At 49.4% G+C, this 24,442-nt stretch carries 23 protein-coding genes; 17 read left to right on the plus strand and 6 right to left on the minus strand.

The genetic code is table 11. The features are described from left to right. Window positions 1-171 precede the first annotated feature (171 nt). Entirely contained in the window at window positions 172-1,176 is a 1,005-nt protein-coding gene (locus MAMMFC1_RS10650; RefSeq protein ID WP_126308496.1) for a DUF3231 family protein, read from the plus strand. Window positions 1,177-1,370: 194 nt separating this feature from the next. Here the strand turns inward: MAMMFC1_RS10650 and MAMMFC1_RS10655 are convergent, their stop codons facing one another. The 5 genes from MAMMFC1_RS10655 to MAMMFC1_RS10675 form a co-directional block, all read right to left on the minus strand. Beyond that, window positions 1,371-2,612, minus strand: coding sequence for an iron-containing alcohol dehydrogenase (locus MAMMFC1_RS10655; protein ID WP_174234372.1), 1,242 nt, complete (start codon window positions 2,610-2,612; stop codon window positions 1,371-1,373). Between the two features lie 68 nt (window positions 2,613-2,680). After that, entirely contained in the window at window positions 2,681-3,955 is a 1,275-nt protein-coding gene (locus MAMMFC1_RS10660; protein WP_158618732.1) for a Ger(x)C family spore germination protein, read from the minus strand. After that, window positions 3,952-5,061, minus strand: a complete 1,110-nt coding sequence (locus tag MAMMFC1_RS10665) for a GerAB/ArcD/ProY family transporter (RefSeq protein WP_126308499.1) — start codon at window positions 5,059-5,061, stop codon at window positions 3,952-3,954. The genes MAMMFC1_RS10660 and MAMMFC1_RS10665 overlap by 4 nt, the downstream gene beginning before the upstream one ends. Before the next feature lie 3 nt (window positions 5,062-5,064). Next, window positions 5,065-6,765 carry a spore germination protein gene (locus tag MAMMFC1_RS10670; RefSeq protein ID WP_197723973.1) on the minus strand — a complete coding sequence of 567 codons (1,701 nt, stop codon included), beginning with the start codon at window positions 6,763-6,765 and terminating at the stop codon, window positions 5,065-5,067. 147 nt (window positions 6,766-6,912) lie between these two features. Continuing rightward, window positions 6,913-7,203, minus strand: coding sequence for a hypothetical protein (locus tag MAMMFC1_RS10675; RefSeq protein ID WP_197723974.1), 291 nt, complete (start codon window positions 7,201-7,203; stop codon window positions 6,913-6,915). Window positions 7,204-7,459: 256 nt separating this feature from the next. On the opposite strand from MAMMFC1_RS10675, the gene MAMMFC1_RS10680 reads away from it, so the two are divergent. From MAMMFC1_RS10680 to MAMMFC1_RS10695, 4 genes are all read left to right on the plus strand, one after another. After that, complete coding sequence (locus MAMMFC1_RS10680; protein ID WP_126308500.1) at window positions 7,460-9,355, plus strand: hypothetical protein; 1,896 nt, start codon at window positions 7,460-7,462, stop codon at window positions 9,353-9,355. A gap of 168 nt (window positions 9,356-9,523) precedes the next feature. Further along, entirely contained in the window at window positions 9,524-10,090 is a 567-nt protein-coding gene (locus tag MAMMFC1_RS10685) for an RNA polymerase sigma factor (protein ID WP_126308501.1), read from the plus strand. An 82-nt stretch (window positions 10,091-10,172) separates the two neighbouring features. Beyond that, the gene (locus tag MAMMFC1_RS10690) at window positions 10,173-11,111 is read left to right on the plus strand and encodes a hypothetical protein (protein ID WP_126308502.1); all 939 of its coding nucleotides are present in this window, start codon (window positions 10,173-10,175) and stop codon (window positions 11,109-11,111) included. Between the two features lie 23 nt (window positions 11,112-11,134). Beyond that, window positions 11,135-12,496 carry a PP2C family protein-serine/threonine phosphatase gene (locus MAMMFC1_RS10695; protein WP_126308503.1) on the plus strand — a complete coding sequence of 454 codons (1,362 nt, stop codon included), beginning with the start codon at window positions 11,135-11,137 and terminating at the stop codon, window positions 12,494-12,496. Here MAMMFC1_RS10695 and MAMMFC1_RS10700 read toward each other — a convergent pair. Beyond that, on the minus strand, window positions 12,489-13,439 hold the full coding sequence (locus MAMMFC1_RS10700; RefSeq protein WP_158618733.1) for an HD-GYP domain-containing protein: 951 nt from the start codon (window positions 13,437-13,439) through the stop codon (window positions 12,489-12,491). The two genes, MAMMFC1_RS10695 and MAMMFC1_RS10700, sit on opposite strands and share 8 nt — an antisense overlap. Window positions 13,440-13,846: 407 nt before the next feature. On the opposite strand from MAMMFC1_RS10700, the gene MAMMFC1_RS10705 reads away from it, so the two are divergent. The 12 genes from MAMMFC1_RS10705 (at window position 13,847) to upp (ending at window position 24,413) form a co-directional block, all read left to right on the plus strand. Beyond that, complete coding sequence (locus MAMMFC1_RS10705) at window positions 13,847-14,680, plus strand: carbon-nitrogen hydrolase family protein (RefSeq protein ID WP_126308505.1); 834 nt, start codon at window positions 13,847-13,849, stop codon at window positions 14,678-14,680. Window positions 14,681-14,792: 112 nt separating this feature from the next. Continuing rightward, window positions 14,793-14,990 carry a 50S ribosomal protein L31 gene (gene rpmE, locus MAMMFC1_RS10710; RefSeq protein ID WP_126308506.1) on the plus strand — a complete coding sequence of 66 codons (198 nt, stop codon included), beginning with the start codon at window positions 14,793-14,795 and terminating at the stop codon, window positions 14,988-14,990. 153 nt (window positions 14,991-15,143) lie between these two features. Then, on the plus strand, window positions 15,144-15,974 hold the full coding sequence (locus MAMMFC1_RS10715) for a DUF1385 domain-containing protein (protein WP_126310564.1): 831 nt from the start codon (window positions 15,144-15,146) through the stop codon (window positions 15,972-15,974). Window positions 15,975-16,195: 221 nt separating this feature from the next. Next, the gene (gene prfA / locus MAMMFC1_RS10720; RefSeq protein ID WP_232035771.1) at window positions 16,196-17,278 is read left to right on the plus strand and encodes a peptide chain release factor 1; all 1,083 of its coding nucleotides are present in this window, start codon (window positions 16,196-16,198) and stop codon (window positions 17,276-17,278) included. Between the two features lie 24 nt (window positions 17,279-17,302). Further along, window positions 17,303-18,175 (plus strand): peptide chain release factor N(5)-glutamine methyltransferase, encoded by an 873-nt coding sequence (gene prmC, locus MAMMFC1_RS10725; RefSeq protein ID WP_126308507.1) that lies wholly within the window; start codon window positions 17,303-17,305, stop codon window positions 18,173-18,175. Beyond that, window positions 18,175-19,221: an L-threonylcarbamoyladenylate synthase gene (locus MAMMFC1_RS10730; RefSeq protein WP_126308508.1), complete on the plus strand. Its 1,047-nt coding sequence runs from the start codon at window positions 18,175-18,177 to the stop codon at window positions 19,219-19,221. The genes prmC and MAMMFC1_RS10730 overlap by 1 nt, the downstream gene beginning before the upstream one ends. 343 nt (window positions 19,222-19,564) lie before the next feature. Continuing rightward, entirely contained in the window at window positions 19,565-20,173 is a 609-nt protein-coding gene (locus MAMMFC1_RS10735) for a manganese efflux pump MntP (protein ID WP_126308509.1), read from the plus strand. A gap of 118 nt (window positions 20,174-20,291) precedes the next feature. After that, window positions 20,292-20,795: a low molecular weight protein arginine phosphatase gene (locus tag MAMMFC1_RS10740; RefSeq protein WP_232035772.1), complete on the plus strand. Its 504-nt coding sequence runs from the start codon at window positions 20,292-20,294 to the stop codon at window positions 20,793-20,795. 315 nt (window positions 20,796-21,110) lie between these two features. After that, window positions 21,111-21,554 carry a ribose 5-phosphate isomerase B gene (rpiB, locus tag MAMMFC1_RS10745; protein ID WP_126308511.1) on the plus strand — a complete coding sequence of 148 codons (444 nt, stop codon included), beginning with the start codon at window positions 21,111-21,113 and terminating at the stop codon, window positions 21,552-21,554. A 55-nt stretch (window positions 21,555-21,609) separates the two neighbouring features. Continuing rightward, entirely contained in the window at window positions 21,610-22,167 is a 558-nt protein-coding gene (locus MAMMFC1_RS10750; protein WP_126308512.1) for a TIGR01440 family protein, read from the plus strand. Window positions 22,168-22,233: 66 nt separating this feature from the next. Next, window positions 22,234-23,475, plus strand: coding sequence for a serine hydroxymethyltransferase (locus MAMMFC1_RS10755; protein WP_126308513.1), 1,242 nt, complete (start codon window positions 22,234-22,236; stop codon window positions 23,473-23,475). 311 nt (window positions 23,476-23,786) lie between these two features. Then, on the plus strand, window positions 23,787-24,413 hold the full coding sequence (gene upp / locus MAMMFC1_RS10760) for a uracil phosphoribosyltransferase (RefSeq protein WP_126308514.1): 627 nt from the start codon (window positions 23,787-23,789) through the stop codon (window positions 24,411-24,413). The last annotated feature ends 29 nt before the right edge of the window (window positions 24,414-24,442 follow it).

Consider the following 24,442-nt stretch of genomic DNA (forward strand, 5'->3'; position numbering starts at 1 on the left):
AAATGCCACGAACTGCTTAGAAATCGTCAGATGCTAGGCACGACGAGTACTGGAACGTAAGCGTACTGGTTGTACGCTGGAGTGAAGCACGCAGGAGTAACGACGCAGATGGCGGTTTATAAGCAGTTCCCTACTTTTGGGTGATAGTTTTTAATAAAAAGGAGGTTTCTTATGCATCAAGAATTGAAAACCCACCTTAGCGCCGCCGAGGTCGGCGCCCTATGGACCCAATATACGGATGCGACTATGACCGCTTGCATGCTGAAATACTTCCTGGCCAAGAACGAAGATAAGGATATCGGCCAGGTAGTGGAATATCTGCAACAGGTAACACAAACCAAAATCCAGAGAATCAGGAAAATCTTGCAAAGCGACAATTACCCGGTGCCGATAGGGTTTGGGGACAACGACGTCAATAGCGAGGCGCCCAGGCTCTATTCCGACTCTTTTGCCCTTGCCTTCATCCGCAATATTACCCGCCTTAGCCTTACTACGTACGGTTTGGCACTAAGCACATGCGCCCGGCAGGATGTACGGCAGCATTATCATCAGTGTCTTGCCGACGTGGCCCAAGTTGATGAAAAAGCGGTAAATGCGGAACAAGCCAAAGGCCTGTATATGCGGGCACCCTGTATATCCGCGCCGGAAAAACCGGAGTTCATTCAGGATAGCGACTACCTTGGCACCCTTTTTGGGAGTAAGCGCCCTTTGAGTGCAATTGAAATTGCCAATATTTTTGTCGGCATTGAAAAGGGTATATTCAGTAAAGCGTTGTTAATGGGCTTCGCTCAGGTAGCGGCAGCGAAGGAACTGCGGGAATTTTTTCTGCGAGGCAAACAGATAGCTCATAAACACGCCGATATACTCGGCGACCTTCTCACCCGCAACGATATGCCCGCCCCCGCGAGTCCCGACTCTTATGTCACCAACTCCATTGTCGCACCGTTTTCAGACCGGCTGATGCTGCAGTACACTATTTTGAGTACTCAAGCCTCGTTCGCATATTACGGCACGGCTCTAGCCTTAGTTACCCGGTCGGATATATTCGGCAGCTACGTGCGGCTAATGACGGAAGGATCACAGTATCTGGAAGACGCCAACATGCTGATGATCCGGCATAAATGGCTGGAACAGCCGCCACTGGCCGAGGATAGGCGGGCGCTGGTGAGGAGATAAGAAAATCTTCGTTGACGAAGATTTTGGGAGTCAGAATTCAGGAGTCAGAATTCAGAATGGAGCGCGAGACGACCATTCTTTATTCTGACTCCTGATTTGGTTCTATTCCGATGTCTGGTAATCAGGTAATCAGGAGCCGGGATTCAGATGGCCATTCCCTATTCTGACTCCTGACTTCTGACTCCTCCTGTTTCCTACCTTTTCCCCGCAGCGCTGAGAACTTCAATTTTCTTCGACTCGTTATGGGGCGGTTTGTCATCAGCCGGGCCCATTGATGCCCTATATATATTTTCAATGTCTTCCAACGTGCTCCTTCTTGGATTGGTAAAGGTAGAGATATCCTTGAAGGCGTTTTGAGAAAGCTGAGGGATGTCAGTTTCGCGCACGCCCATCTTTCTTAATTCAGCCGGAATTTTAAGATCGACGGCAAGTTTTCTGAAGGCATTCATGATTTTTTCCACAGCTTCCGGCTGGCTGGCGGCTTTTTCCCCCATGGCTTCAGCCATTTTCAGAAGCCTGTCTGCCGGTACGGATACGGCATTATAATCTAAAACATAAGGAAGCAGGACACTGTTATAATCGCCGTGAAACAGATTATAAAACCCGCCTAACTGGTGGGTCATGGCATGGATTAACCCCAAGCCGGCATTATTAAAAGCCATGCCCGCCATTACGCTGGCAAACACCATCTGTTCCCTGGCTTCCATGTCATTGCCGTTCTCATAGGCCCGGCGGAGATAATTAAAAACCAGCTTTATGGACGTCAGCGCCAGAGAATCCGTTATGGGCGAGGCTTCGGTGGACAGGTAAGCCTCTACTGCATGGGACAGAACATCGGTACCGGTGCTGGCTGTGACTTCCGGCGGCATAGTGACCATGAACATGGGGTCATTGACCGACATTAACGGTGTTAAATTTGGGGAAAGGATGGGCATTTTTACTTTGCGCGATTCGTCGGTGATAATGGCGAGCATTGTCATTTCAGCAGCCGACCCGGAGGTAGTATTAACGGCGATATGCGGTATACCCGGCTTGGTAACCTTGTTGTAGCCTTCATAATCGATTATGGAACCGCCGTTGGTAGCCACGACTGCTATTGCTTTGGCGCAGTCATGACAGGTGCCGCCGCCGACAGATATAATCAAGCTGTAATCTCTTTTGAGTTCCAGCAGGTGGGGAAAATAGGACAGACCGTCTTCCACAAAGCCGACGGTGGGGTTGGAATGCAGGACGCCGTCAAAGATATCATAGGAAATAAACACATTCTTCAAAATCTTTTCGATCTGTTCCACCCAGCCCAGGGTTACCAGATTCCTATCGGTAACAATCAATGCTTTGCTCAGTTTCCAGCCTAATAATTCGTTGGGCAGGTCCTTAATTGCCCCCACCCCGATAAGATTGGCTTTCGGTGTCAGAAAATTATGGGTATTTTCCATTTTGATTCCCCCTGTATTTAAAAAATTAGACTTGCTATTAGATTACCCATAATTATAATGGTTGAGTCTTATTTTATTATCAATTTTTTAATATTGGCGCCTGTATTTATTACTTTGGCCTCAACATTGATCTTTACCGGGATGGCCGGATAAATATCCGCCCATTTTGCCTCATACTCGCTTTTCCATAATCTGGGTGATTCTCGGAATAAAGCGAAGCCGAAACCGAATATATCCGTTTGCAATTCTTTCTGCCCCTTCTGTAATGCGGCTTCGATATCCGACCGCACACTGTCCGCCAGTCCCTGTTCCTCGGCGCTCACTTCGGCCGCAGATATAAAATCCGGCCCCTCGCCCTGGTAGTATTTCCGCAAAGCGGCCTTTACAGCGACATTCACATATATAACCGGCTGGCCGCTATCCAGTTGGACTTTTATTTTACCTTTCGATTCCAGCACATGAAAATACAATGCATCTCCCGGGCCGGCTTGATCTGATGTTTCCGAGAACTTATAGTTCAGCATTTTCTTGCCCATAATCCAGTTAAGCCCCATACTCTCTTTTTCATCCAGCCAGCCCACAAATTTGTCGCCTTTAAACGCCGCCATACCGGTGACTGTATAGGCGCCGGTATGTTCGCCGTTAAACGTTACATTAGCCGGTGTTTCATCCTGCGCTGTCGGTGTTTTCGCCTGAGTTTTACCTTTGGTGTCTTGCTGTTGAGATTTTGCCTCGACGCTCACGACCCGCGGCGCTACCGCTTCCCAGCCGCCAATAGCCAGCATTTCCGTAAATTTATTAACGGTAACGGGATAGGCGACGCCTGTGTTTGGGCTCAAATGGATCAATTTATAGATTGCCGGAGCGGACGGCATTATATCGGCAGGGTCGGCGGTCTTTAGCACGTCTTCCGCCTTGCCTGCCGTAACGGCAATCGAGCTGGTGCTGACTAAGGCCGGCGAGCGGTCCAAAAGGTCAATGACCTCCATTATATTATGTTTGGCGGCCTCTTCCCCCACAAGAAGGACTTGTGTATAACCGAAAAACAGTCTTTTCGGAGCTATCTCCTGAATTTTTGCCAGGGCGCCGAGAAAAGTTTTATCCGTTGCCGAATGAACAATCCCCTGGGACTCCCTCCCTTGCGAGCTGTTTGACATACCGCTCCGCCCTTTTTTTATTGGCTGATACTGGATGGTTATTGTTGACTGCTCTGATTCGGCATTATAGTCAACCCCTATCCCGACAACCTGGGCCATATCTTCATATTCAATATAGTCCCAGCAGCCCGAAAGGACCAGGGATAAGAGAATGTGCACAGCTATCAGAAAAATTCTTTTGTTCATTTTGCCGTACATCCGGTTCTTTTCGCAGATTTTTTTTTCAGCAGGACGCTGACGGAAGCCAGCAACAGCACGAATATTGAGAAAGGCAAAACAACATAACCCAATATTACGGCAAGCTCATAGCCCTTGTTGTATGAGTTCAGCCATACCGCCGGCGCAAAGATCATCAGGGCTGTTACCGCCAGGAGAAATTTAGGTTTCCAGTTATTGAACATTTTTTTGGCAAGTGTCCACGCACAATACAGGCAGAGTGTGGTTTTGCCAATGGCGATAAATTGATAAGTACCGAAAATGAATACCTCCAGGCCGCGGATGAATTCGCCTACCTGGATAAGCTTGGCCGCATTGAGTCCCCCAAAGGCAATACGTTTTGCCAGCTCAGGGCTCATGATCGCCATAATAGCCAGTATTGCCGAGGAAAAGATAACCGCACAGGCGGCCAGTCCCGTTACAATCCACAGATAGCGCTTTCCCGGCGTGGGGATGTACCCGACGATAATCATTAGCAGTAACAGACATTCCGAGGCAGTTCCGGTCATAAACAAGGCTCCTTTAACAAATCCCAGCAAGGAAGTATCAAAAACAGGAATGACATATTCCATATGGATATATTTAGGAAAAGCAAAGGCGAAACTAAAGAAATAATTCAAAAGACCAAGTACGGACAACAGTTCAACCGTTCTTGCCAGGGCCTGGAACCCATTGCTTAGTAATATTACGGGTAACAAAAGCAAAACCAGCATAACAATCCAGTGGGGCGTAAATATCAGAAAAAACGCCTTGATCAATTCAGTAAACATATTCAGCATGGCAACCGCCACGGCAATATTGATTAAAATATAAGGGACACCGACCAGTACGCAGCTGATTTTTCCCAAACCCGCTTCCAGTATATCAAAGACCGTACCTCCCGGCTGATGCTTACCCAGGTATAAAATCCAGGCCGCGAACGGTATTAACAGTAAAATTCCGGCGAAAGCCGCAAGCCAGGCGGCCCGGTCGGTATCATTATCAATCCAGGTATGACTGTATACCATATTTCCGATTGTGCCGATAATAAGAAGAAAAAAAGTCTGTTCCCGCGTAAGCTGGATATTTTCCCGCATAAATCACTTTCCCGCCTGTAGTTTTTTTTGTTCGGGTTCACCGGCCCCATCCCCCATTCTTACCTGGTTGGAAGGCGCCAGTATTTTTAAACGTTTTTTCAATACGCTTAAATGCATACGGATGAAAGTATCCTTCATGCCGCTGAGTTCAAACGGCACTAACGGATAAAGGTAAGGGACGCCGAAAGATTCCAGGGAGGACAAATGCCAGAAGAGAATGACGATACCGTTTATTAAGCCAAACATGCCGGAAATACCGGCCAGGATAATGAAAAGATAATTGATGAGTCTTGACGTATATACAAGGGTGGTTGATGAAATAGCAAAGGACGACACTTCCGAAATAGCGACGACGATGAGAATGGAAGGGCTTACATAACCGGCGGAGACGGCTGACTGTCCGATAACCACCGCCGACAGCGTGCCGACGAAGTACCCCACCGATCCCGGTATCCTGAGCGCTGCTTCCCGGATAACCGTCATGCCAATGGTCATGAGCAGGAGTTCGACAATAGTGGGAAAAGGCACGCCTTCCCTGCCGGCGGCGATGTTCAAAGCCAGGGATTGGGGTACAATGATATGATTGTAAGTTACAAAGGCCAGGTATATAGGGGAAACGATAATGGAAGTAAATAAAGCTGAAAAACGGACAATTCTCAGATAGGAGGCGGTAACCGCTTTTTCGGCGTAATCATCCATTGTTTTAAGATTGTCCCATAAGGATACGGGGGCTAAAAACGCGAAGGGGCTGTTGATGCACAGCAAGGCAAAATGGCCTTGCGACAAATTTTTTGTTACCGTATCCGGGCGCTGGGTTTGCCGGTAGGTGGGAAATATGGACACGGGGTTGTCGCCGATAAGCTCGGCCACAGTACCGATACCGTCAACATTATCGATATCTATCCTGTTTATGCGGCGGCGGACTTCCGCGATAATGTTGGTATTGGCAACCCCTTCAATCCAAAACAATTTTAGTTTTGTGCGGGAAAGCCTTCCAATTGTAAACATTTCGCAGCGCAGGTCAGGCGTTGGCAGCCTTTTGATAACCATGCTGCAGTTTGTATCCAGGTCTTCCGTAAAGGACTCCAGCGCGGCAAGGGCCGAGCCTTCATTCTCCGGTCTTTCGATGGCGCGTTTTTCTGTTTGGCGGCTGTCGATAATAAGAACTTCATTTAGGCCGTTTACAAACAGCACCGTTTCTCCATTTAACAGACCTTCCACAACCTGATTCATATGGTTGGTGCGCTTGATTTTTGGAAAAAATATAAATTTTTCCTGGATTTGGGTAAGTAAATTGTCCAAACCGGTGTTCAGGTCGGCTTTCCCCAGCAGCAGCGGCTCTATTATGTGCCTGCCTATCAGTTGTTTGTCGGTCATACTTTCGATATAAGCTGCGCCGGCTTGGGCTTTTCCGTCTAAAATATCGTATTTCCTTGTAATAAGACCAAGATCATTTCCCAGGATACTTTGCAATAACACGAAGTTTGTATCCAGGGCTGGAGATACCTGGGCATTTTTTGCGGCGGCCTGACCGGAAAAGATTGACTTGAGCCGGTGGGTTAATTGGTTCAGTTCTTCGGCAATTGCCGTGCTTTCGCCGGTCACTTGCCGGAGAGCGTCCAGGTTTTTCGCGGCCTTAGTGAGTGAAGCCGACGGCACTTGCGCCGATAGTTTTTTGAAACAACGGTTTGGCGAATGTTTCACTGCGTTTTTCCATCCTTTTTAGAATTCCATTATCTACTATTATATTTAGTACGTCTTTCTTTTATGTGCCATTTTTGCCAAAGAAAATGCTCCCCTTTCAGATAAATAACTTAAGGGGGAGCATAGCACACAGGAAACGGCGATTATTTACTCGCACAAGATACCTTCCGCCAGCAGTTTTTCATCTGATTCCCAGGACTCGACAATGGCCAGGGCCGTACAGTAGTCAAAACCCATTCCCATTAAATAACAGATAAGACAGCTTTCCGTGATGGCGTGTTTGGCAGTCGTATTTTCTATTTCCTGAAGTCCGTGACGTACTGCCGGCAGGACTTGCATTAAAAAGTAACAAGTGTTTAAGGATTGGGGCAGGGTAAACTGGTATACCTGAACTGGTGGCCGGCAACGTTTGGTTCCGCCGAAAAGGCCTCTGTTCATTTTATGTTCTCCTTTCTTTATGTGCCTTAATATAGTTTATGCACTGTTCGGACTTATGTGAAGTATACCGGAGTTAAACGACTAAAATGACGAAGAAAGAGTAGCCGGCAAAAGAAAATATAAATTAAAATAGAGATATATTCGATATATAAGATATAGATGAAGTTTCAATAGTAACTAAGCAGACTTCAGGTAATAAATAGTTACTCGCCGCTGGCAGGCGACAAGTTGCGCCGCCAGGCAGAAAGGAACAGTTATGAATGTTAATAATGTTAATAATGTGTCAATACCGGCAACCGCCAATGTTCAACCAGTCAAAGCTCCTGGGGAAACCGGCAAAGGCGCAGCAGATACGCAAGCCGCCGCTGAACTAGAGAGTCAGCCGGCGGCAGCGCCGGCGGCCGACAGCCGGTCGGGGACGCAAGCCGCTGCTGCCGCCAGCCAGGTAGAAGTGGCCATGAATGAACTGCTTTCCCGGCATATGGCGCAGTTGGCCAAAGCCATCGGCAACCGGCTGCAATTGCTGGATTCCTTACCACCGGAGATAAAAGAAGCCGTATTGAATGTTTTGCGGCAGGCGATGTCGGCGGAGGAGACGCTGGCCCAAGGTATGGCGGCGCTGGTAAAATCACAAAATCAGGCATCCCGCCAACTCATGAATCTGGCCGAACTCTTAACTGACGCGGCGCTGGTTTTTGCCCGGAAGGAAATGCCGGCAGGAGCAATCGCTTTATTTACCCGCCTGGCCGAAAGTAATACGTCTCAAGCCCAGGCTGAGCAAAAGCTGGCTGCTTTCGCCGGCCAACTATTGTCCGGCGAAACAACGGCAGCAGAGTTTCAACAATCAGTTAATGAACTGGCCAAATCCATGTTGGGATCAGATGCTGCCAAAGCCGTTACAAGCGATGACCAGTTAGCCCGCTTCATTTTAAAACAGACAGGGGGAAATATACCGCTCCCCCTGGAAAAGCTGGCAGCCAAACATAACCTGTCGGAAGTGACCAAGCTGTGGGTAGTATTGCAAGCCAATAAGGAAGAAGGCGGTGATGCAGCCATTCCTTCTCCCGCCCAGAACAGATTGTTATTACTGGCGAACCAATTGCTGAAACAGGATGCGGCAAGTATGGAGGTAAAACAGGCAGTTCGTAATCTGGCCCAAGAACTGCTTGTACCGGCTACGGCCAAGGGGCTGGCGGAAGGAGATCTGGCCGGCAGTATTTTGCATCAGTTGGGGAAAACAGTGCCGGACATATTCCTTCGCGGTTCGGAAGCAGGCAATCAGTCCGCCGCGCGTCGCTTTATGGCTATATTGAAATTGAGCGGAGGGCTTGGGCAGCAAAAGCCTGAGCAAGCTGTGAACATAGGCCCAGGCATTACCGGTGCGGATTCAACGGCAATAGGGAATACTGGAATTGTCAGGCAGAGTCTGACCAATTCGCAAGCGGAGCAAACGCTGATTAAACTAGCTTCTCAGCTCTTGCACGGGGAAATGACAGCGGCAGAGGCAAAACAAGCCGTGCAGAATATGGCTAAGCAGCTCTTGGGATTTGATTTAGCCGCATTGACGCCGGCAGACGAGAGCGCAGCCAAAAATTTACTGAAACAAACTGTAACCACCATGCCGCAGGTCATCGACAAGGCTGTCGCCCGGTACAACATGCCGGAAATATCCCGGGCCTGGCTTCTGCTTCAATCCGTGAAGCTGGTCGAATGTCAAGGCAGGCTGCCATGGGAATTAAAGCAAGCCGCCGCCGCCGTTCGCGAACTGGCTGAAACTTTTCAACGGCCGGTAGATTTTACTTCTGAACGGCACGCCGGGAGCAGTGTCTTCTCATTTAATATGCCGCTTTATTTTGGTGATGGCCAGGCCTACCCGGCCTATATCCACATCTATCAGCAACATGAAAAAGAAAATCAGGCCGGTGTCCGCCAGCAGGCGGAAACATGGCTAAGGATTTGCCTGCATACCGACCATATCGGTCCGGTGGATTCCTTCTATCGTCTGTACGATGGCCACCATCTGGATGTCAGAGTGCGGTTTAATGACTTCGATGCGGCCAATGAGTTTAGTCATTGCTTGGCGGATATACGCAAAGCACTGTCAGCGTCTTCATTGGAACTAACCGACCTATCTGTACGATCATTAGAGTAAATAGGGTAAATGGAAGGCTGTCTCAAAAATGAGACAGCCTTTTTAAAATTTTTATGGGAGTTTTAAAATAATTTAACCGTTACTTTTTTATTTTTGCGGCGTTAAAATATAAGTAAGCCTTCCGGCTGTAATTTCAATTTTTCCATATAGAAAAAAGAGGTGACAGGTTTGCCAAGCGAAGAACACCAGCTCATTGCCAAAGCCCAGCAAGGCGACAGAACCGCCCTTAATCTTCTAATTTCCCGTTACTGGCAGCCTGTTTACCGACTGGCCTACTATAAAACAGGCAATCAGGATGATGCCCAGGAGATTGCTCAGGATACTTTTTTGAAGGTTTTCGGGGCTTTGTCCCGTTATAAACATATGGAAGCATCGTTTAAAACCTATTTGTCGCGGATTACCATAAATCTGGTCAATGACTATTGGCGTAAAAAAGGCCGGGTTCCGCCAATAATTGATATCGACGCATATAAGGAGCCGCTTTTTGACCCCGCAGCCAAGCCGGAAGATCAAGCCCTGGGCTCAGAGCGGCGGGAAGAAATCGCAGCCTTGATAGCTATGTTGCCGGCAGAGCAGCGACGGGTTGTTGAGCTTCGCATTATTGAAAGTTTGTCAGTTGCCGAAACGGCCCTGATCATAAATAAGACGGAAGCAGCGGTCAAGATGCTGCAGCAGCGGGCATTGAAAAAATTGCGGCAGTTATTTGTCGAGCGTGACATTGATATGGTGCATTAAAATCTTCTGTCAACAGTTAACAGTTAACATTGATAATTTAATTGATAATTTAGGTAATTTAAATTTAGCGGAGGTGAATAGGGTGAAGAAAAAAATGAACATGGATGAAATGCAGGCGGAAGAGTTATCAGCCGCTATTGATTCTCTGAATATGGGCCTGAAGCCGGCGGCAGTCAGTGAGGAAATTAACAACTTAATTATCGTCGCCGGCATAATTAAACAGTCATATCAGCAAGTGCAAACAAAGCCTGATCATACCACGGCATTAGCCGAACGAATCGCCGCCGGCATCGAAAAGAAGCGAAAGAAGCGGCGGAAAAAATTCAGTATCTGGGCCTTCGCCGGCGGAATAGGCAGTATAGCAGCCGTCCTGCTGGCAGCAGCATTGAATCTGGTTCCGCCCCTGCACCAGGAACACGGGTTAAGGGAAGATGCACCGCCTGATAAAGTCATTGCCGCTAACGATACGCAAGCCCCTTTACCTAACCCGGTTTATGAAAATACCGGCCAGGAATCCGTACCCGGTATACCACCGTCTTCCCTGGATGACAAACCGGCGCCGGAGCAGTCCGGGACGGTGGAGAAACAGGCTGATACCAGTTCCAAGGCTCCAATACGCACCTTTGCCCTGCCCGATAGCGGAGCGGTTCCCGGTAATTCGAATGTTAGCAGAGTGCGCCTGCCCGGCCGGAAAGCGGATGCTGTAACGGAGGAGGCAGGAACGGGTATTGTTAGGCAAATATATGGCAAAGGTACCCCTCGTGAAATTATTGTGACCCAGCTGCCCCCAGCCGGCGGTGGGCCGGTCGCAGCATCTATTTCCCGGGAAAAGACGGCAAAATCGCAGCAAAATGAAGCAACCGCCCGGAATAAAGTATTTACCACCATCAATGGTATTGAGGTCATCGTTGAGGGGGCGGTGCCGGAGGACGAATTGAAAAAACTGGCGCAGACGCTGGTAGTTGAAGAAACTCCCCAGCCTTCCCCGGGAAAAAGTCAGGTGGAAGACGTGAAAAAATAACATGAACAGCGGGGGGAGTATGTATGATTATTGTAAAACGGAGTCAAGGGCGGGAAAGATATTTTTCCCCTGTCGTTGGCGGGCTGGTGATTGCCGCCTTAATTGGTTGCGGCGGGTGGATGATAATTTTCCATTACCGGGAAATCTTGTTTGCAGCCGGCTGGAATGGGGACCGGGCTGAACTTGTCTGGCGGTTATTGGCATGCTGGCTGGTTACCTTACTGATTTTTTTGGTTGTGCTTTATTACCTTTTGCGGCAGCGAGCCAAGCTTTCCGCTTTGCTCAAAGACCGGACCGTGGAGATGAGCAGGCAGGCGGAAGCTCTAAGTTTAAGCAATAACCGCTACCGTTCCTTGATGCAACAGTCGGCAGACGGTCTTATTCTGGTTGATCCTGAGACCTGGAGGGTGCAGGAAGCCAACGAGAGGTTTGCACAAATTCTGGGCTACAAGGAAGAAGAGGTGATATGGCTAAAAATTGATGAATTAGGAATTGCCGACAAATCCTACAATATCAAAACTGATTTGGAAAATGTGCTGCTAGACGGATATATGCCCTCCAGTCTCAGACATTTTCGCAGTAAGGACGGAAAACGGGTGGATGTTACCCTCACCGCTTCGCTGGTACATTATTCCGAGAAAAGCGTAATCATGACAACCATGCGGGACGTAACCCAGCAAATTCAACTGCAAGAGGCCTTAGAGCGGGATGTAAAAATGGCCGGCCAAATTCAGCGGAGTTTATTGCCGGCTGACATGGACACCGAGCAAGTGTGTATTAGAACCTTATTTGCACCGTATCATATAGTAAGCGGTGATTTTTTCAGCTACTTGCCAATACGGGATGAAGCCGGAATTTTTGGCTTTATTATGGATGTATCCGGTCATGGGGTGGCAGCAGCGCTGCAAACTTCAGCCCTTAATGTGTTGATGCAGGAGATGATGGTCTTGGATGTGCCTATATTGGATAAATTACGCCAGGTCAATCTTATGAGCATGCGTTATTTTTCCGAAGAGTTCTACGCTACCATGCTTTGCTTTGAGATAGACTTCCGGCAAAAGACAGTGACTGTTGCATCTGCCGGTATGACGGGATTTTTGTCCTATTCTGATCCGGCTAACGGTTTGGTAAAGGCCGGCGGATCTTTTGTGGGTCTGGACAGGGAGCCGGATTTCGTCCAGCAGGTATTGCCAATCCGGAGCGGGGATACATTTTATTTCGTTACTGACGGGATTTTAGACTTGTTGCGCGAAGAACGCGAAGAAGAAGGAATAAAAACCATGGAATTAAAACAGTTTGATGCGTCGGTGACCTGGCTTTCCCATGTGGCCGGAAGCGAACGGCGGTGGGATGATGCTGCCGGTGTGTTTATTAAGATTAAGTAGTTTGTTTTAATTGGCAAATTTCCCGTTCGGTAAGCACTTGCAGGATAAATAATGACAGGTGCCTGGCCAGGTCAACCTGGCGGCCATTGACAATGGGACGGTTTTGTTCGTCGGCAATAATCCGCACGACAGGTCTGGTCTGAAGTCCGGGGATTACTTTTGTCACCACGGCTAGTTCGCCTGTACTCAGCCTCAGGATTGTACCGACAGGATAAACAGCGACTTGGCTTAAAAAGCTTTTCAAGATGCCCTCATCCAAATGGCTGTGAGCCATTGATACCATCATTTCGTGAGCCTCGTGGGGTAATGCGGCATTCTGGTAAGGTCTGGACGAAGTAATAGCGTCATATACATCGGCAACAGCTGCAATTTTAGCATACTCATGAATTGCTTTGGCTGAAAGACCGTGGCTATAGCCCGTACCGTCACATTTCTCATGATGCTGGCGGACAATATAGGCGGACAGGAGCGGTATTTCCTCCCGCTCGCGGAGAATGGCGAAGCCCAGGTCCGGGTGTTGGCACATGATGTTCCATTCCCGGTCATCAAGTTTTCCCGGTTTCTGTAAGATTTCTTGTGGAATCTGCACTTTTCCTATGTCATGCAGCAAGGCTCCCAAGGCCAATTCACGCAATTGAGACATCCGATAACCAAGCTGCAGGCCGATGACCGTTGATAATACGCAGACATTCACCGAATGACCGAAGGTATAGTCGTCATGAAGCCGGATATCAGTAAGGTGAATCATGGCGTCGGTATTAGAGATTATTTCGTCAATAATAAAAGATGTTAATTTATTAAATTGAACAATATTTAGCTGCTGGATGCTTCCCAGGTTTCTAAAAGATTTTTGGACTAGATCTATAGCGCGGATACGGGTTTCTTCCCGTATAATTTCCGGCATGGTTACCGGCATTTTTTGCACTTTTTGCACTTTTTGCACTATGGCTGGTCCTCCTGACTGCAACGAATAAAACAATAAATAGAATAATAACAATAATATCAGTATTAACATCAACAAAAAATGATCTTATTTGACATTATACCTTAAAAAATGTAATAAAGGAAACATATTCCTTTTATAATTTTTAAAATTGGACCAAGGTCCTGGTATAAAAGTCCCGGTATAAAAGTCCCGGTACTAGTGTCTTGGCCATGTTATATTTTAGTTTTAGGGCGAGACAAAATGGCAAAGGGCAAGGAAGACTCGACGACGCATACTGGAAGGGGTCTGCTAGGAGGGGCTGACGCCGCCATTTGCCATTTTGTCCGTCATCAAACTAAAAAGATAATGTGGTCAAGACACTTTAGGATGCCGGGGGATCATTGCCTTAGTTTGGAGGGAGTGGCATGGGGAATCAGGTTAAGGTGGGGATATGTCAAATTCGGGTTGAGACTGACAAACATACCAATATTGTCAAAGGACAGGAAATGATCCAAAAAGCGGCAGCAGCCGGCTGCCGGTTGATTGTTTTGCCGGAAATGTTCAACTGCCCCTATCAGTCCGAACTGTTTCCCGTATATGCCGAAACCTATCCCGGCGGACCGACTATCGGCATGCTGGCGGAAACGGCAGCCAGGGAAAAAGTTATTCTGGTAGGCGGGTCCATTCCGGAACGGGATGAGAACAATCGAATCTACAATACCAGTTATATTTTTGATGAGTCAGGGAAACTGGCCGGGCGGCACCGGAAGGTGCATCTGTTTGATGTCAATATTAAAGGCGGGACGGTGTTCCAGGAATCTTTAACCCTTGCTGCCGGCGACAAGCTAACTCTTGTTGACGCGCCCTTCGCAACCATCGGCGTGGCCATCTGCTACGATGTGCGCTTTCCGGAGATGGCCAGGGCAATGATGCTGAAGGGCGCCAAAATTCTGGTCTATCCGGCTGCCTTTGGACCGGTAACGGGTCCGCTGCATTGGGAACTCCTGATGCGGGCCCGGGCGATGGATAACCAGGTATTTGTAATTGCGGCGGCGCCGGCAAGGAATGACATGGCCGAATATAAGGCATACGGTCATTCGCTTATTGTCGATCCGTGGGCCCGGGTTTTGGCTGCTGCTGATGAGGGGGAAACATTGCTTATGGTTGAAATTGATTTAGACGTTGTGGACGAGGTGCGGGAAGAATTGCCTGTGCTGAAACATAGACGGGAAGGCATTTACCCGGATGTCAATTCTTAATGCGACATATATTCGTGAATTTGCTGATATTTGCTTGCAGACCCGGAAGTGTTGTGCTATAATTGTTTACGCGTAAATTCAAGCGTGGTTATAAAGTGAGGTGCAAGGCGTCATGAAAGAAAAGATTCATCCTAATTTTAATGAGACCAAAGTAACCTGCGGTTGCGGCAATACATTCATAACCGGTTCTGTAAAAAAAGAACTTCGCGTAGATGTATGTTCCAAGTGTCATCCCTTCTACACAGGACAGCAGCGGAACGTTGCCGCCGGCGGGCGGGTTGAAAGATTCAATAAGCGTTACGGCAAGTAAAGACTCGGGCAGCAGAGCAGCAATGCTCTGCTGTACTTATATTGTAACTACTCAGATACCTGAGTAACCTTATATTTATCTATCCGGAAGGGAGCAAATGCCGTGAAAACGAAAAAAACTTTCGTGGGCGGGCAGGCAGTTATTGAGGGTGTCATGATGCGCGGACCGGAGTATATTGCTACCGCCGTGCGCGAACCGTCCGGCGGGATTGTGGTTGAGAAAGACCGGCTTGAATCAATAACCGGCCGTTATCCGATACTAAAAAAGCCAATGCTGCGCGGCGTGGTGGCGCTGGTGGAATCACTTGTCTACGGTCTGAAGGCGTTGTCTTTTTCAGCGCAGGCTGCAGGCGAAGAAGGAGAAGAGCTGTCAAACAAAGAGATTGCCATGACAATGGTTTTGGCCTTGGGACTGGCAATTGTGCTTTTTGTTGTCATACCTACTTTTGCTGCCAAGTTCATTCATAGCGCTATCACCGATCCGGGCTTGCTAAACCTGTTGGAGGGAATTTTGCGACTGGCCATTTTTTTCGCCTATATCGGCGGGATATCCATGCTGAAGGATATTCAACGGGTTTTTCAGTATCACGGCGCCGAGCACAAGACCATCCATGCTTACGAAGCCGGTGTGCCGCTTACGATTGAAAATATTAAAGGCTATAGCCGCCTTCATCCCCGCTGCGGTACAAATTTTTTACTGATTGTCATGGTTGTCAGTATTGTAATGTTTGCTTTCCTGGGGTGGCCCGACCTGTGGCTTCGTATACTGTCGCGGATAATCCTGCTGCCGGTTGTAGCCGGTATTGCCTATGAAATCATCCGTTTTGCCGGACGCAGTGAGCATAAAGCCGTGGCCTGCGCCATCGCTCCCGGCCTATGGCTCCAGCAACTGACTACCCGCGAACCCAGCGACGACCAGATTGAAGTAGCCATCCAAGCCCTCAAAGCCGTAACACCGGCAGAAAGTAATGATACTGACAATTAACAATACTAAGCAATACTAACGATACTATTTAGTTAATGATTTAAAATCATCTGCTGCTACGAACTGCTTAGAAATCGTTAGCTGCTAGGCGCGACGAGAACCGGAACGAGGCGTACTTGGTTGTACGCCGCAGTGAGGACCGCAGGAGCAACGACGCAGATGGCGGTTTATAAGCAGTTCCCCCCTTAAAGGAAAATAGTTACACATGAGGTGAGTGTGCATTGCTTGACAAACCCCAAATCGAAAAGCTGCAGTCTTTAGAGGATAAATTTTATGAGCTGGAAGCGCGCATTAGCGATCCGGCGGTTATGGCTGACATGGGTGAATGGCAGAAACTGACCAGGGCCCATGCTAAAATGGCTCCGGTTGTGATTAAATTCCGGGAATTTAAAAAAGCCCTTGCGTCTATAGAGGAAGCCCGGGAAATGCTTAAGGAAAAACTGGACGAAGAATTCCGGGGAATGGTGGAAGCCGAATTCGAGGAAGCTAAAGGCAAAATTCCTGCTTTAAGTGAAGAACTCAGGATTTTGCTGCTGCCTAAAGATCCCAATGATGATAAAAACGTAATCGTGGAGATTCGTGGCGGGGCCGGCGGGGACGAAGCCGCGCTGTTTGCCGGCGATCTGTTCCGGATGTACACCCGCTATGCCGAAAACCAGGGATGGCGGACGGAAGTACTGGATGCCAACGTATCCGACCTTGGCGGGTTTAAGGAAGTTGTGTTCGTGATTGAGGGTGACGGCGCTTATTCCAAGTTGAAATACGAAAGCGGTGTTCACCGGGTGCAACGGGTGCCGACAACCGAATCCAGCGGCCGTATTCACACATCTACCGTTACGGTCGCTGTTCTGCCGGAGGCGGAAGACGTGGATGTGGAGATTAATCCCAATGATCTGAGAATCGACACTTATTGCGCCAGCGGCGCCGGTGGCCAGCATGTAAACAAGACGGAATCGGCGGTGCGAATTACCCACCTGCCTACGGGGGTAGTAGTACAGTGTCAGGATGAAAAATCCCAGCTTAAGAACCGGGATAAGGCCATGCGGGTGCTGCGCGCCAAACTGTTGGAACTGGCCCAGGAGGAACAACATGCCGAGGTGGCTGAAAGCCGGAAAAGCCAGGTAGGCACAGGCGACCGCAGTGAGCGTATCCGGACCTATAACTTTCCCCAGGGACGGGTGACCGACCACCGTATCGGTCTCACCCTGCACAAGCTTGACTTTATATTGAACGGTGATTTGGACGAATTGATATCGTCGCTGGTGACGGCCGGACAGAGCGAGCAGCTCAAACAAGTCGAATAATAAGATGATGCAGGGTGTAACACGATGACAGACGTACCAAAATCATGGAACATTGGGTTGATTTTAAATTGGACCAGGCAGTATTTCAGCGAAAAAGGCGTGGAAAACCCACGCCTTGATGCTGAAGTACTGCTTTCCCATATCTTAGGCCGGGACCGCCTATATCTCTATACCCATTTTGACCAGCCGCTGACGGCTTCGGAATTGGCCGCTTACCGGGAAATGGTAAAAAAACGGGCAAAACGGGCGCCGGTAGCTTATATTACCGGCAGGAAAGAATTTATGGGTCTGGAGTTTGCTGTTAGTCCGGCAGTACTTATACCCCGGCCTGACACCGAAATATTGGTGGAGGCGGTTTTGTCCCGTCTGCAGAAATTGACTAAGCCGGAAATCGCCGATTTGGGAACAGGCAGCGGGGCAATCATCGTCAGCCTGTTAGCTGTTATTCCCTCAGCCTGCGGGGTTGCTGTGGACCTTTCCCCGGAAGCGTTGGCGGTAGCCGGCGAGAATGCCAGGCGGCATCAGGTTGAGGAACGGTTAACGTTATGCTGCGGCGATCTCATTAGTCCCCTGACCGGTCGGAAATTTGACGCGCTGATTTCCAATCCGCCTTATATTCCCACAGCGGCTATAGCGGGTTTGAGTCCCGAAGTCCGGCAGGAGCCCAGAGTGGCCCTGGACGGCGGCGAGGACGGTTTGATTTTTTATCGTTGCATTGTGGCCAAGGGAGCCCAATACCTAAAGCCAGGCGGATTTATCGCCGTTGAGGTAGGTATGGGGCAAGCCCGCCCGGTGGCGGCTTTGGCTGCGGCAGAAACCCGCCTGACTGTTGCCGAGGTAATCAAAGATTATAGCGGTATTGAACGGGTAGTTGTATTTCAGGGAGTTGTTTCATAATGGATACTCAATATCTGAAGCTGGACAAAGATAATCCCGACGTCAAGGCTTTAGCGTTTGCGGCCGGGGTATTACGTCAAGGCGGGCTTGTTGCCTTTCCTACCGAGACAGTATACGGATTAGGCGCAAACGGTCTTGATAAGGAAGCGGTGGCAGGCATTTTCCGGGCCAAGGGCCGGCCGTCGGACAACCCTCTTATATTGCATATTGCCGATACTCCTGCTATTTTTTCTTTGGCCGCAGATGTTCCGGCCAATGCGAGGGCATTGATGGAGCGGTTTTGGCCGGGACCGTTGACAGTAGTGCTAAAACGTAAACCAATTGTCCCGGATGCGGTTACAGGCGGTCTTGATACGGTGGCAATTCGCTTGCCGGCTTCGAAAGTGGCCAGAGAACTGATCAGGTTGTCGCAAGTTCCTGTTGCGGCGCCCAGTGCCAACATATCAGGCCGTCCCAGTCCGGCAAACGCCCAGGACGTACTAACCGACTTAGGGGGGCGGATTGCTATTATCATCGATGCCGGCCCTTGTGACATTGGCCTGGAATCCACGGTAGTGGACTGTACCACACCTGTTCCCACCTTGCTGCGGCCCGGCGGGGTTACGTATGAGATGCTTATTAATATCTTAGGCGCAGTGGAGATTGATCCGGGTTCAGCCGGTGACGGCGGGATTCCCAGGTCGCCGGGCATGAAATATGCTCATTACGCGCCCAAGGCTGCCATGTATCTGGTGGAGGCCGGCCGTTTTGCGGCCGGAGCCATCCTGCGCCGGGAAATTGATTTAGCTTTAGCCCAACGCAAGCGAGTGGGAGCGGTGGTAGCTGCCGAAACGGCTTCTGAACTGCCGGCAAGCGTAATCGTGGCCGCATATGGACGGTACTCCGACGCGGGTGCCATTGCCGCTAACCTTTATACCGCCTTACGCTACTTTGACGATAAAGCAGTTGACGTTATTTACGCCCAGGGCGTTAGTGAAGCTGGTCTGGGGCTGGCAATCATGAACCGTCTGCGCAAGGCTTCCGGATACAGAATCATTAGAGAGTAGAGTACTGTTCAACTTTAAGTGGGGGAACTGCTTATAAACCGCCATCTGCGTCGTTGCTTCTGCGGTGCTCGCTCCGACGTACCACCAGTACGCCTCCGCGAGGTCCCCGCACAAACTATTATGCCAAGTCAACGAAATCAGAATCGTCGTCGCACCTCCGGTCTGACTATGATAGTTCGAACTTGTAATTAGCAAATATCATTGCAATAAGTTTTTTTCATATGCAACGGTATCTGGCAATTTCTAAGCAGTTCGTGGCATTTGATAATCTGAATACATACGAGAGTGGAGTGCTTCATATAACCTGGCTTCGCCTCATATACATGGATATGGGGTGAGGAGTTTGAGTACGTTTGAATTGTTTGTTTTAAGCGCAGCGTTGGGGACGGATTTATTTTCTGTTGCCATCCCCATTGGCATGAACCGGATCAGGCGTTTGGTAATTTTGCAATCAGCGGCTGTTTTTGCTGTTTTTCATATTGGGATGCTGCTTGCAGGTTACCATGCCGGTCATTGGCTGGGTTACATGGTGGAGCATGTGGGCGCCTATCATATCGAATGGCCGGTAACCACGGTGGAAAACTGCGCAAAAATTATGGGCGCGTTGGTGCTGGCCGGCCTGGGTGTGAATATGATCCGGGAGAATGCAGTCGGCAGTGACCATAGCGGCAATATCAACCCACCCTTGAATCATCCGCTGCAGGGTATAACCCTTGTGATGCTGGCGACCGGTGTCAGCCTTGATGCGCTGGCGGCAGGCTTCAGCCTTGGCATGATTGATGTTGATTTGTTTAAGCTAAGCGCAGTACTAGGGGGCGTAATATTTTTAATCGCCATCCTGGGGCTGGGCTTGGGGCGTAAGGTAGGGCGCTGCCTGGGATCAAAAGCCGAGCAAATAGGAGGTTCGGTTTTGTTTCTGCTAGGATGTCACATCATATGGGCAACGTTGTGAACTGCTGCCGCTTAACCTCAGCTTATCCTAATACCTGGATGTCAATTCTTAATGCGGCATATAGGCTGTTTTTGACAAAAGGGAGTTCTGGCAATTTACCCCCTGGTATGATAAAATTATGCCGGACATACAATCGGAGGAGTTGGGGACATTCGTGTTTAAAGTCTTGCTGGTGTGCACGGGAAATACTTGTCGCAGCCCTATGGCTGAGGCTATTTTGCAGGATAAATTCGCTCAAAATAATGTCGGCCGCCTGATACGGGTGGAATCCGCCGGCCTGGCCGGTGCTGAGGAACCGGCAGCCAAGCCTGCCCGGGCCGCAATTCGCCGGTGGGGCTTGAACATCGATAATCACCGCTCGCGGCGACTGACTCCTGCCATGGTACAAGCCGCCGGCTTAATATTGACTATGACCCGGGCCCATAAGCAGGCTGTCTGCCGCTTGCTGCCTCAAGCCACCGGCAAAGTACATACTTTATCTGAGTTCGCCGACGAGTCCGCCGACATTTTTGATCCCTTCGGCGGCTCGGAAAATGATTACCGGGAATGCGCGTCCCAAATCAACCGCCTGCTGGATAAATCCTGGCAAAAAATTGTCAAACTGGCAGGAAATGAAGAGTAAAAGCCGAAAAATAATCATTTGTCACTTGTATCTGCTAAGCGCCGCAGATGGCGGTTTCTAAGCAGACTTCCCTGCTAATATATTGGGCACCACAAGAAATGAAAATGGAGAACGTTTTACCACAGAGGCGCAGAGGGCGCAGAGAAACGCAGAGGGATTCATTATTTATGTTTTTTCAACGCTCTTCGTTATCCTTTCTCTGTGTCCCTCTGTGTCCTCAGTGTCTCTGTGGTTCCGGTTCCTTTGTCTTATGAGGTTTTAGATTTTCAGGATAGTTCCCCGCTTAATGTGAATAGTTACTAGGAGGTTTTGATTTTGTTAGTAGCAATCGGCAGCGATCATGGCGGTTTCTGTCTGAAGGAAGAAATAAAGAAGTTTTTGGCTGAAAAGGGTGTAGCCTGTCGCGATTATGGTACACATTCAACTGAATCTGTCGATTACCCCGACATATCCTTGGCGGTAGCGCAAGCAGTTGCTGCCGGGGAATGTGACCGGGGCATTATTGTCTGCGGGACAGGCATCGGTGTATGTATTGCCGCCAACAAAGTCAAAGGTATCCGGGCGGCTTTGTGCCATGATGTTTACTCGGCCCAAATGTCGCGCGAACACAATGACGCCAACATCCTGACGCTGGGGGAGCGGGTTATCGGCTGGGGTCTTGCCCGCATGATTGTGGATGTTTGGCTGAAGACGGAATTTGCCGGCGGCCGTCACCGGCAGCGAGTTGAAAAGATTTGCGCCTTGGACAAGCTGCTTTAACCGTACGGCGCAAGACAGCCTTATTAACGCTATTTGGATTGCGGGTGGTGAAAAAATGGAGATTGATTTGGCGACAATCGCCCGGCAGGCCGCACAGGCGGCGGAAGAATTACTAAAGACAGCTAAACTGCAAAAAGATCAGATTTTGGTTGTCGGCTGCAGTACCAGTGAAGTTCAGGGGGCCCGTATAGGTTCTTACGGTTCGGAAGTGGTTGCCGCCAAGATATTAATAAGCCTCATGAAAGCCTGCTCATGGCATCAGGTCTATTTGGCCGTGCAATGCTGCGAGCATCTTAACCGGGCTTTGGTGGTAGAACGGGCTGTTATGGAAAAATATAATCTTGAGGAAGTTACCGTCATACCTGTCGCCACAGCCGGCGGGTCGCTGGCGGCGCAAGCCATGCGCGACTTTGCCGACCCGGTGGTGGTTGAGTCCATTGCCGCTCACGCCGGACTTGACATAGGGTGCACTCTGATCGGCATGCATTTAAAAAAAGTTGCCGTCCCGGTTCGGTTGACTAACAAACAAATCGGCCAGGCACTGGTAATTGCCGCCCGCACAAGACCCAAACTGGTCGGCGGCGCGCGCGCGGTTTATGAAATCTGTACATAGAAAAAGGGAAAAAATAGGAGAAATAGTTACGGGAAAATATTTATTGCAGTAGGAGGAAGTGTCGTCATGAGTATTTTGGCAGGAGTGGACCCGGAGGTTGCCAGGGCAATTGATCTTGAACGCGCCCGGCAGCAGAATAAACTGGAGCTGATTGCTTCCGAAAACTTTGTCAGCAAGGCGGTAATGGAGGCCCAGGGCTCGGTATTGACCAACAAATACGCGGAAGGTTATCCAGGGCAGCGCTATTACGGCGGCTGTGAATACGTTGACATGGTGGAGCAGCTGGCCATTGAACGGGCCAAAGATTTGTATGGGGCCGAACATGCGAATGTCCAGCCCCATTCCGGTGCCCAGGCTAATACAGTAGTCTATTTTGCTTTTTTAAAACCAGGTGATTTGATCTTAGGTATGAATCTGGCTCATGGCGGACATCTGACTCATGGCAGTCCGGTTAATATCTCCGGACGATATTTCCAAATTTTACCATATGGCGTAGATCACCAGACCCATCTTATCAATTATGACCAGGTAAGAGAATTGGCGCTTAAGCACCGCCCTAAAATGCTGGTGGCCGGCGCCAGCGCCTATCCCAGAATTATAGATTTTGCCAAACTGGGCGAGATTGCCAGAGAGTCCGGCGCCCTGTTTATGGTGGATATGGCTCATATCGCCGGTTTGGTTGCCGCCGGCCTTCATCCCAGTCCGGTACCGCAAGCGGATATCGTCACAACTACTACCCATAAAACCTTACGGGGGCCGCGGGGCGGCATGATTCTTTGCCGCCGGCAGCATGCCAAGGCAATCGATAAGGCACTATTCCCAGGTATCCAGGGCGGGCCGCTTATGCATGTTATTGCTGCCAAAGCTGTGGCGCTCAAAGAAGCGTTAAGCGAAGAGTTTCGCCTGTATCAATCGCAAATTATCAGAAATGCCCGGGCTCTTGCCGACAAACTCAAACAGCAGGGTTTTACTCTGGTGTCCGGCGGCACCGACAACCATCTCATGCTTGTGGATTTGAGAAATAAAAATCTGACAGGTAAACAGGCGGCGCATCTTTTAGATGAGATCGGCGTTACCGTTAATAAAAACGCTATTCCTTATGATCCGGCCAGCCCGCTCATTACCAGCGGCATTCGCGTCGGGACGCCGGCAGTGACCTCCCGCGGCATGGTTGAGGCTGATATGTCGGTTATCGGCGAGATTATCGCCATGACGTTGAACCACCCGGACAATCCGGATTTTAAGGGGAAGGCACTTGCCCTGGTCCGGGACTTATGCCAAAAGTACCCGCTTTACCACGAGAAGTAAAAGCCTTCGCGTAAGGTTTACCCAGCTTATCAATTGCCACGAACTGCTTAGAAATCGTCAGATACCGTTGTATATGAAAAAAACTTATTGCAATGATATTTGCTAATTACAAGTTCGAACTATCATAGTCAGACCGGAGGCGCGACGACGATTCTGATTTCGTTGACTTGGCATAATAGTTTGTGCGGGGACCTCGCGGAAGCGTACTGGAGGTACGTTGGAGTGAGGACCGCAGGAGCAACGAAGCAGATGGCGGTTTATAAGCAGTTCCCTGCTTAATGCGCACAAGTTACTTTAAGGAGCTGATTTCCATGCAAGTAAAAGTCATCGATCATCCATTGATTCAACATAAGTTGTCCTTAATACGCGATATAAACACGGGTACCAAGGAGTTTCGCGAACTGCTTGAAGAAATCGCCATGCTTATGGCTTATGAACTGACCCGCAATCTGCCGCTGGAGGAGACGGAGATTGAAACTCCCCTGACTAAATGCAAATGCAAAGTGCTTACCGGCAAGAAACTGGGCGTTGTACCCATTCTGCGGGCGGGACTTGGTATGGTAAACGGCGTTCTTAAGCTTATTCCCGCCGCTAAAGTGGGTCATATTGGCGTATACCGGGACCCTGAAACCTTAAAACCGGTGGAATACTACTGCAAGCTTCCCACCGACGTGGCCGAACGGGAGTTCATTATTATCGATCCTATGCTGGCTACCGGCGGTTCGGCGGTGGCTGCCATTGAAATGCTAAAGGTCAGGGGAGCCAGGAACATTAAACTTATGTGCCTGGTTGCCGCACCGGAAGGCGTTAAAGCCGTCAGCGCCCGCCATCCGGATGTGGAAATCTACACGGCGGCGGTTGACAGCCACCTGAATGACCATGGTTATATTGTACCGGGTCTGGGAGATGCCGGCGACCGTATATTTGGCACCAAGTAACCCCGGCGTAAAAAGGAGAGATAAGTTCT

This window comes from Methylomusa anaerophila, from assembly GCF_003966895.1.
In the GTDB taxonomy this organism is placed as follows: Bacteria; Bacillota; Negativicutes; order Sporomusales; family Sporomusaceae; genus Methylomusa; species Methylomusa anaerophila.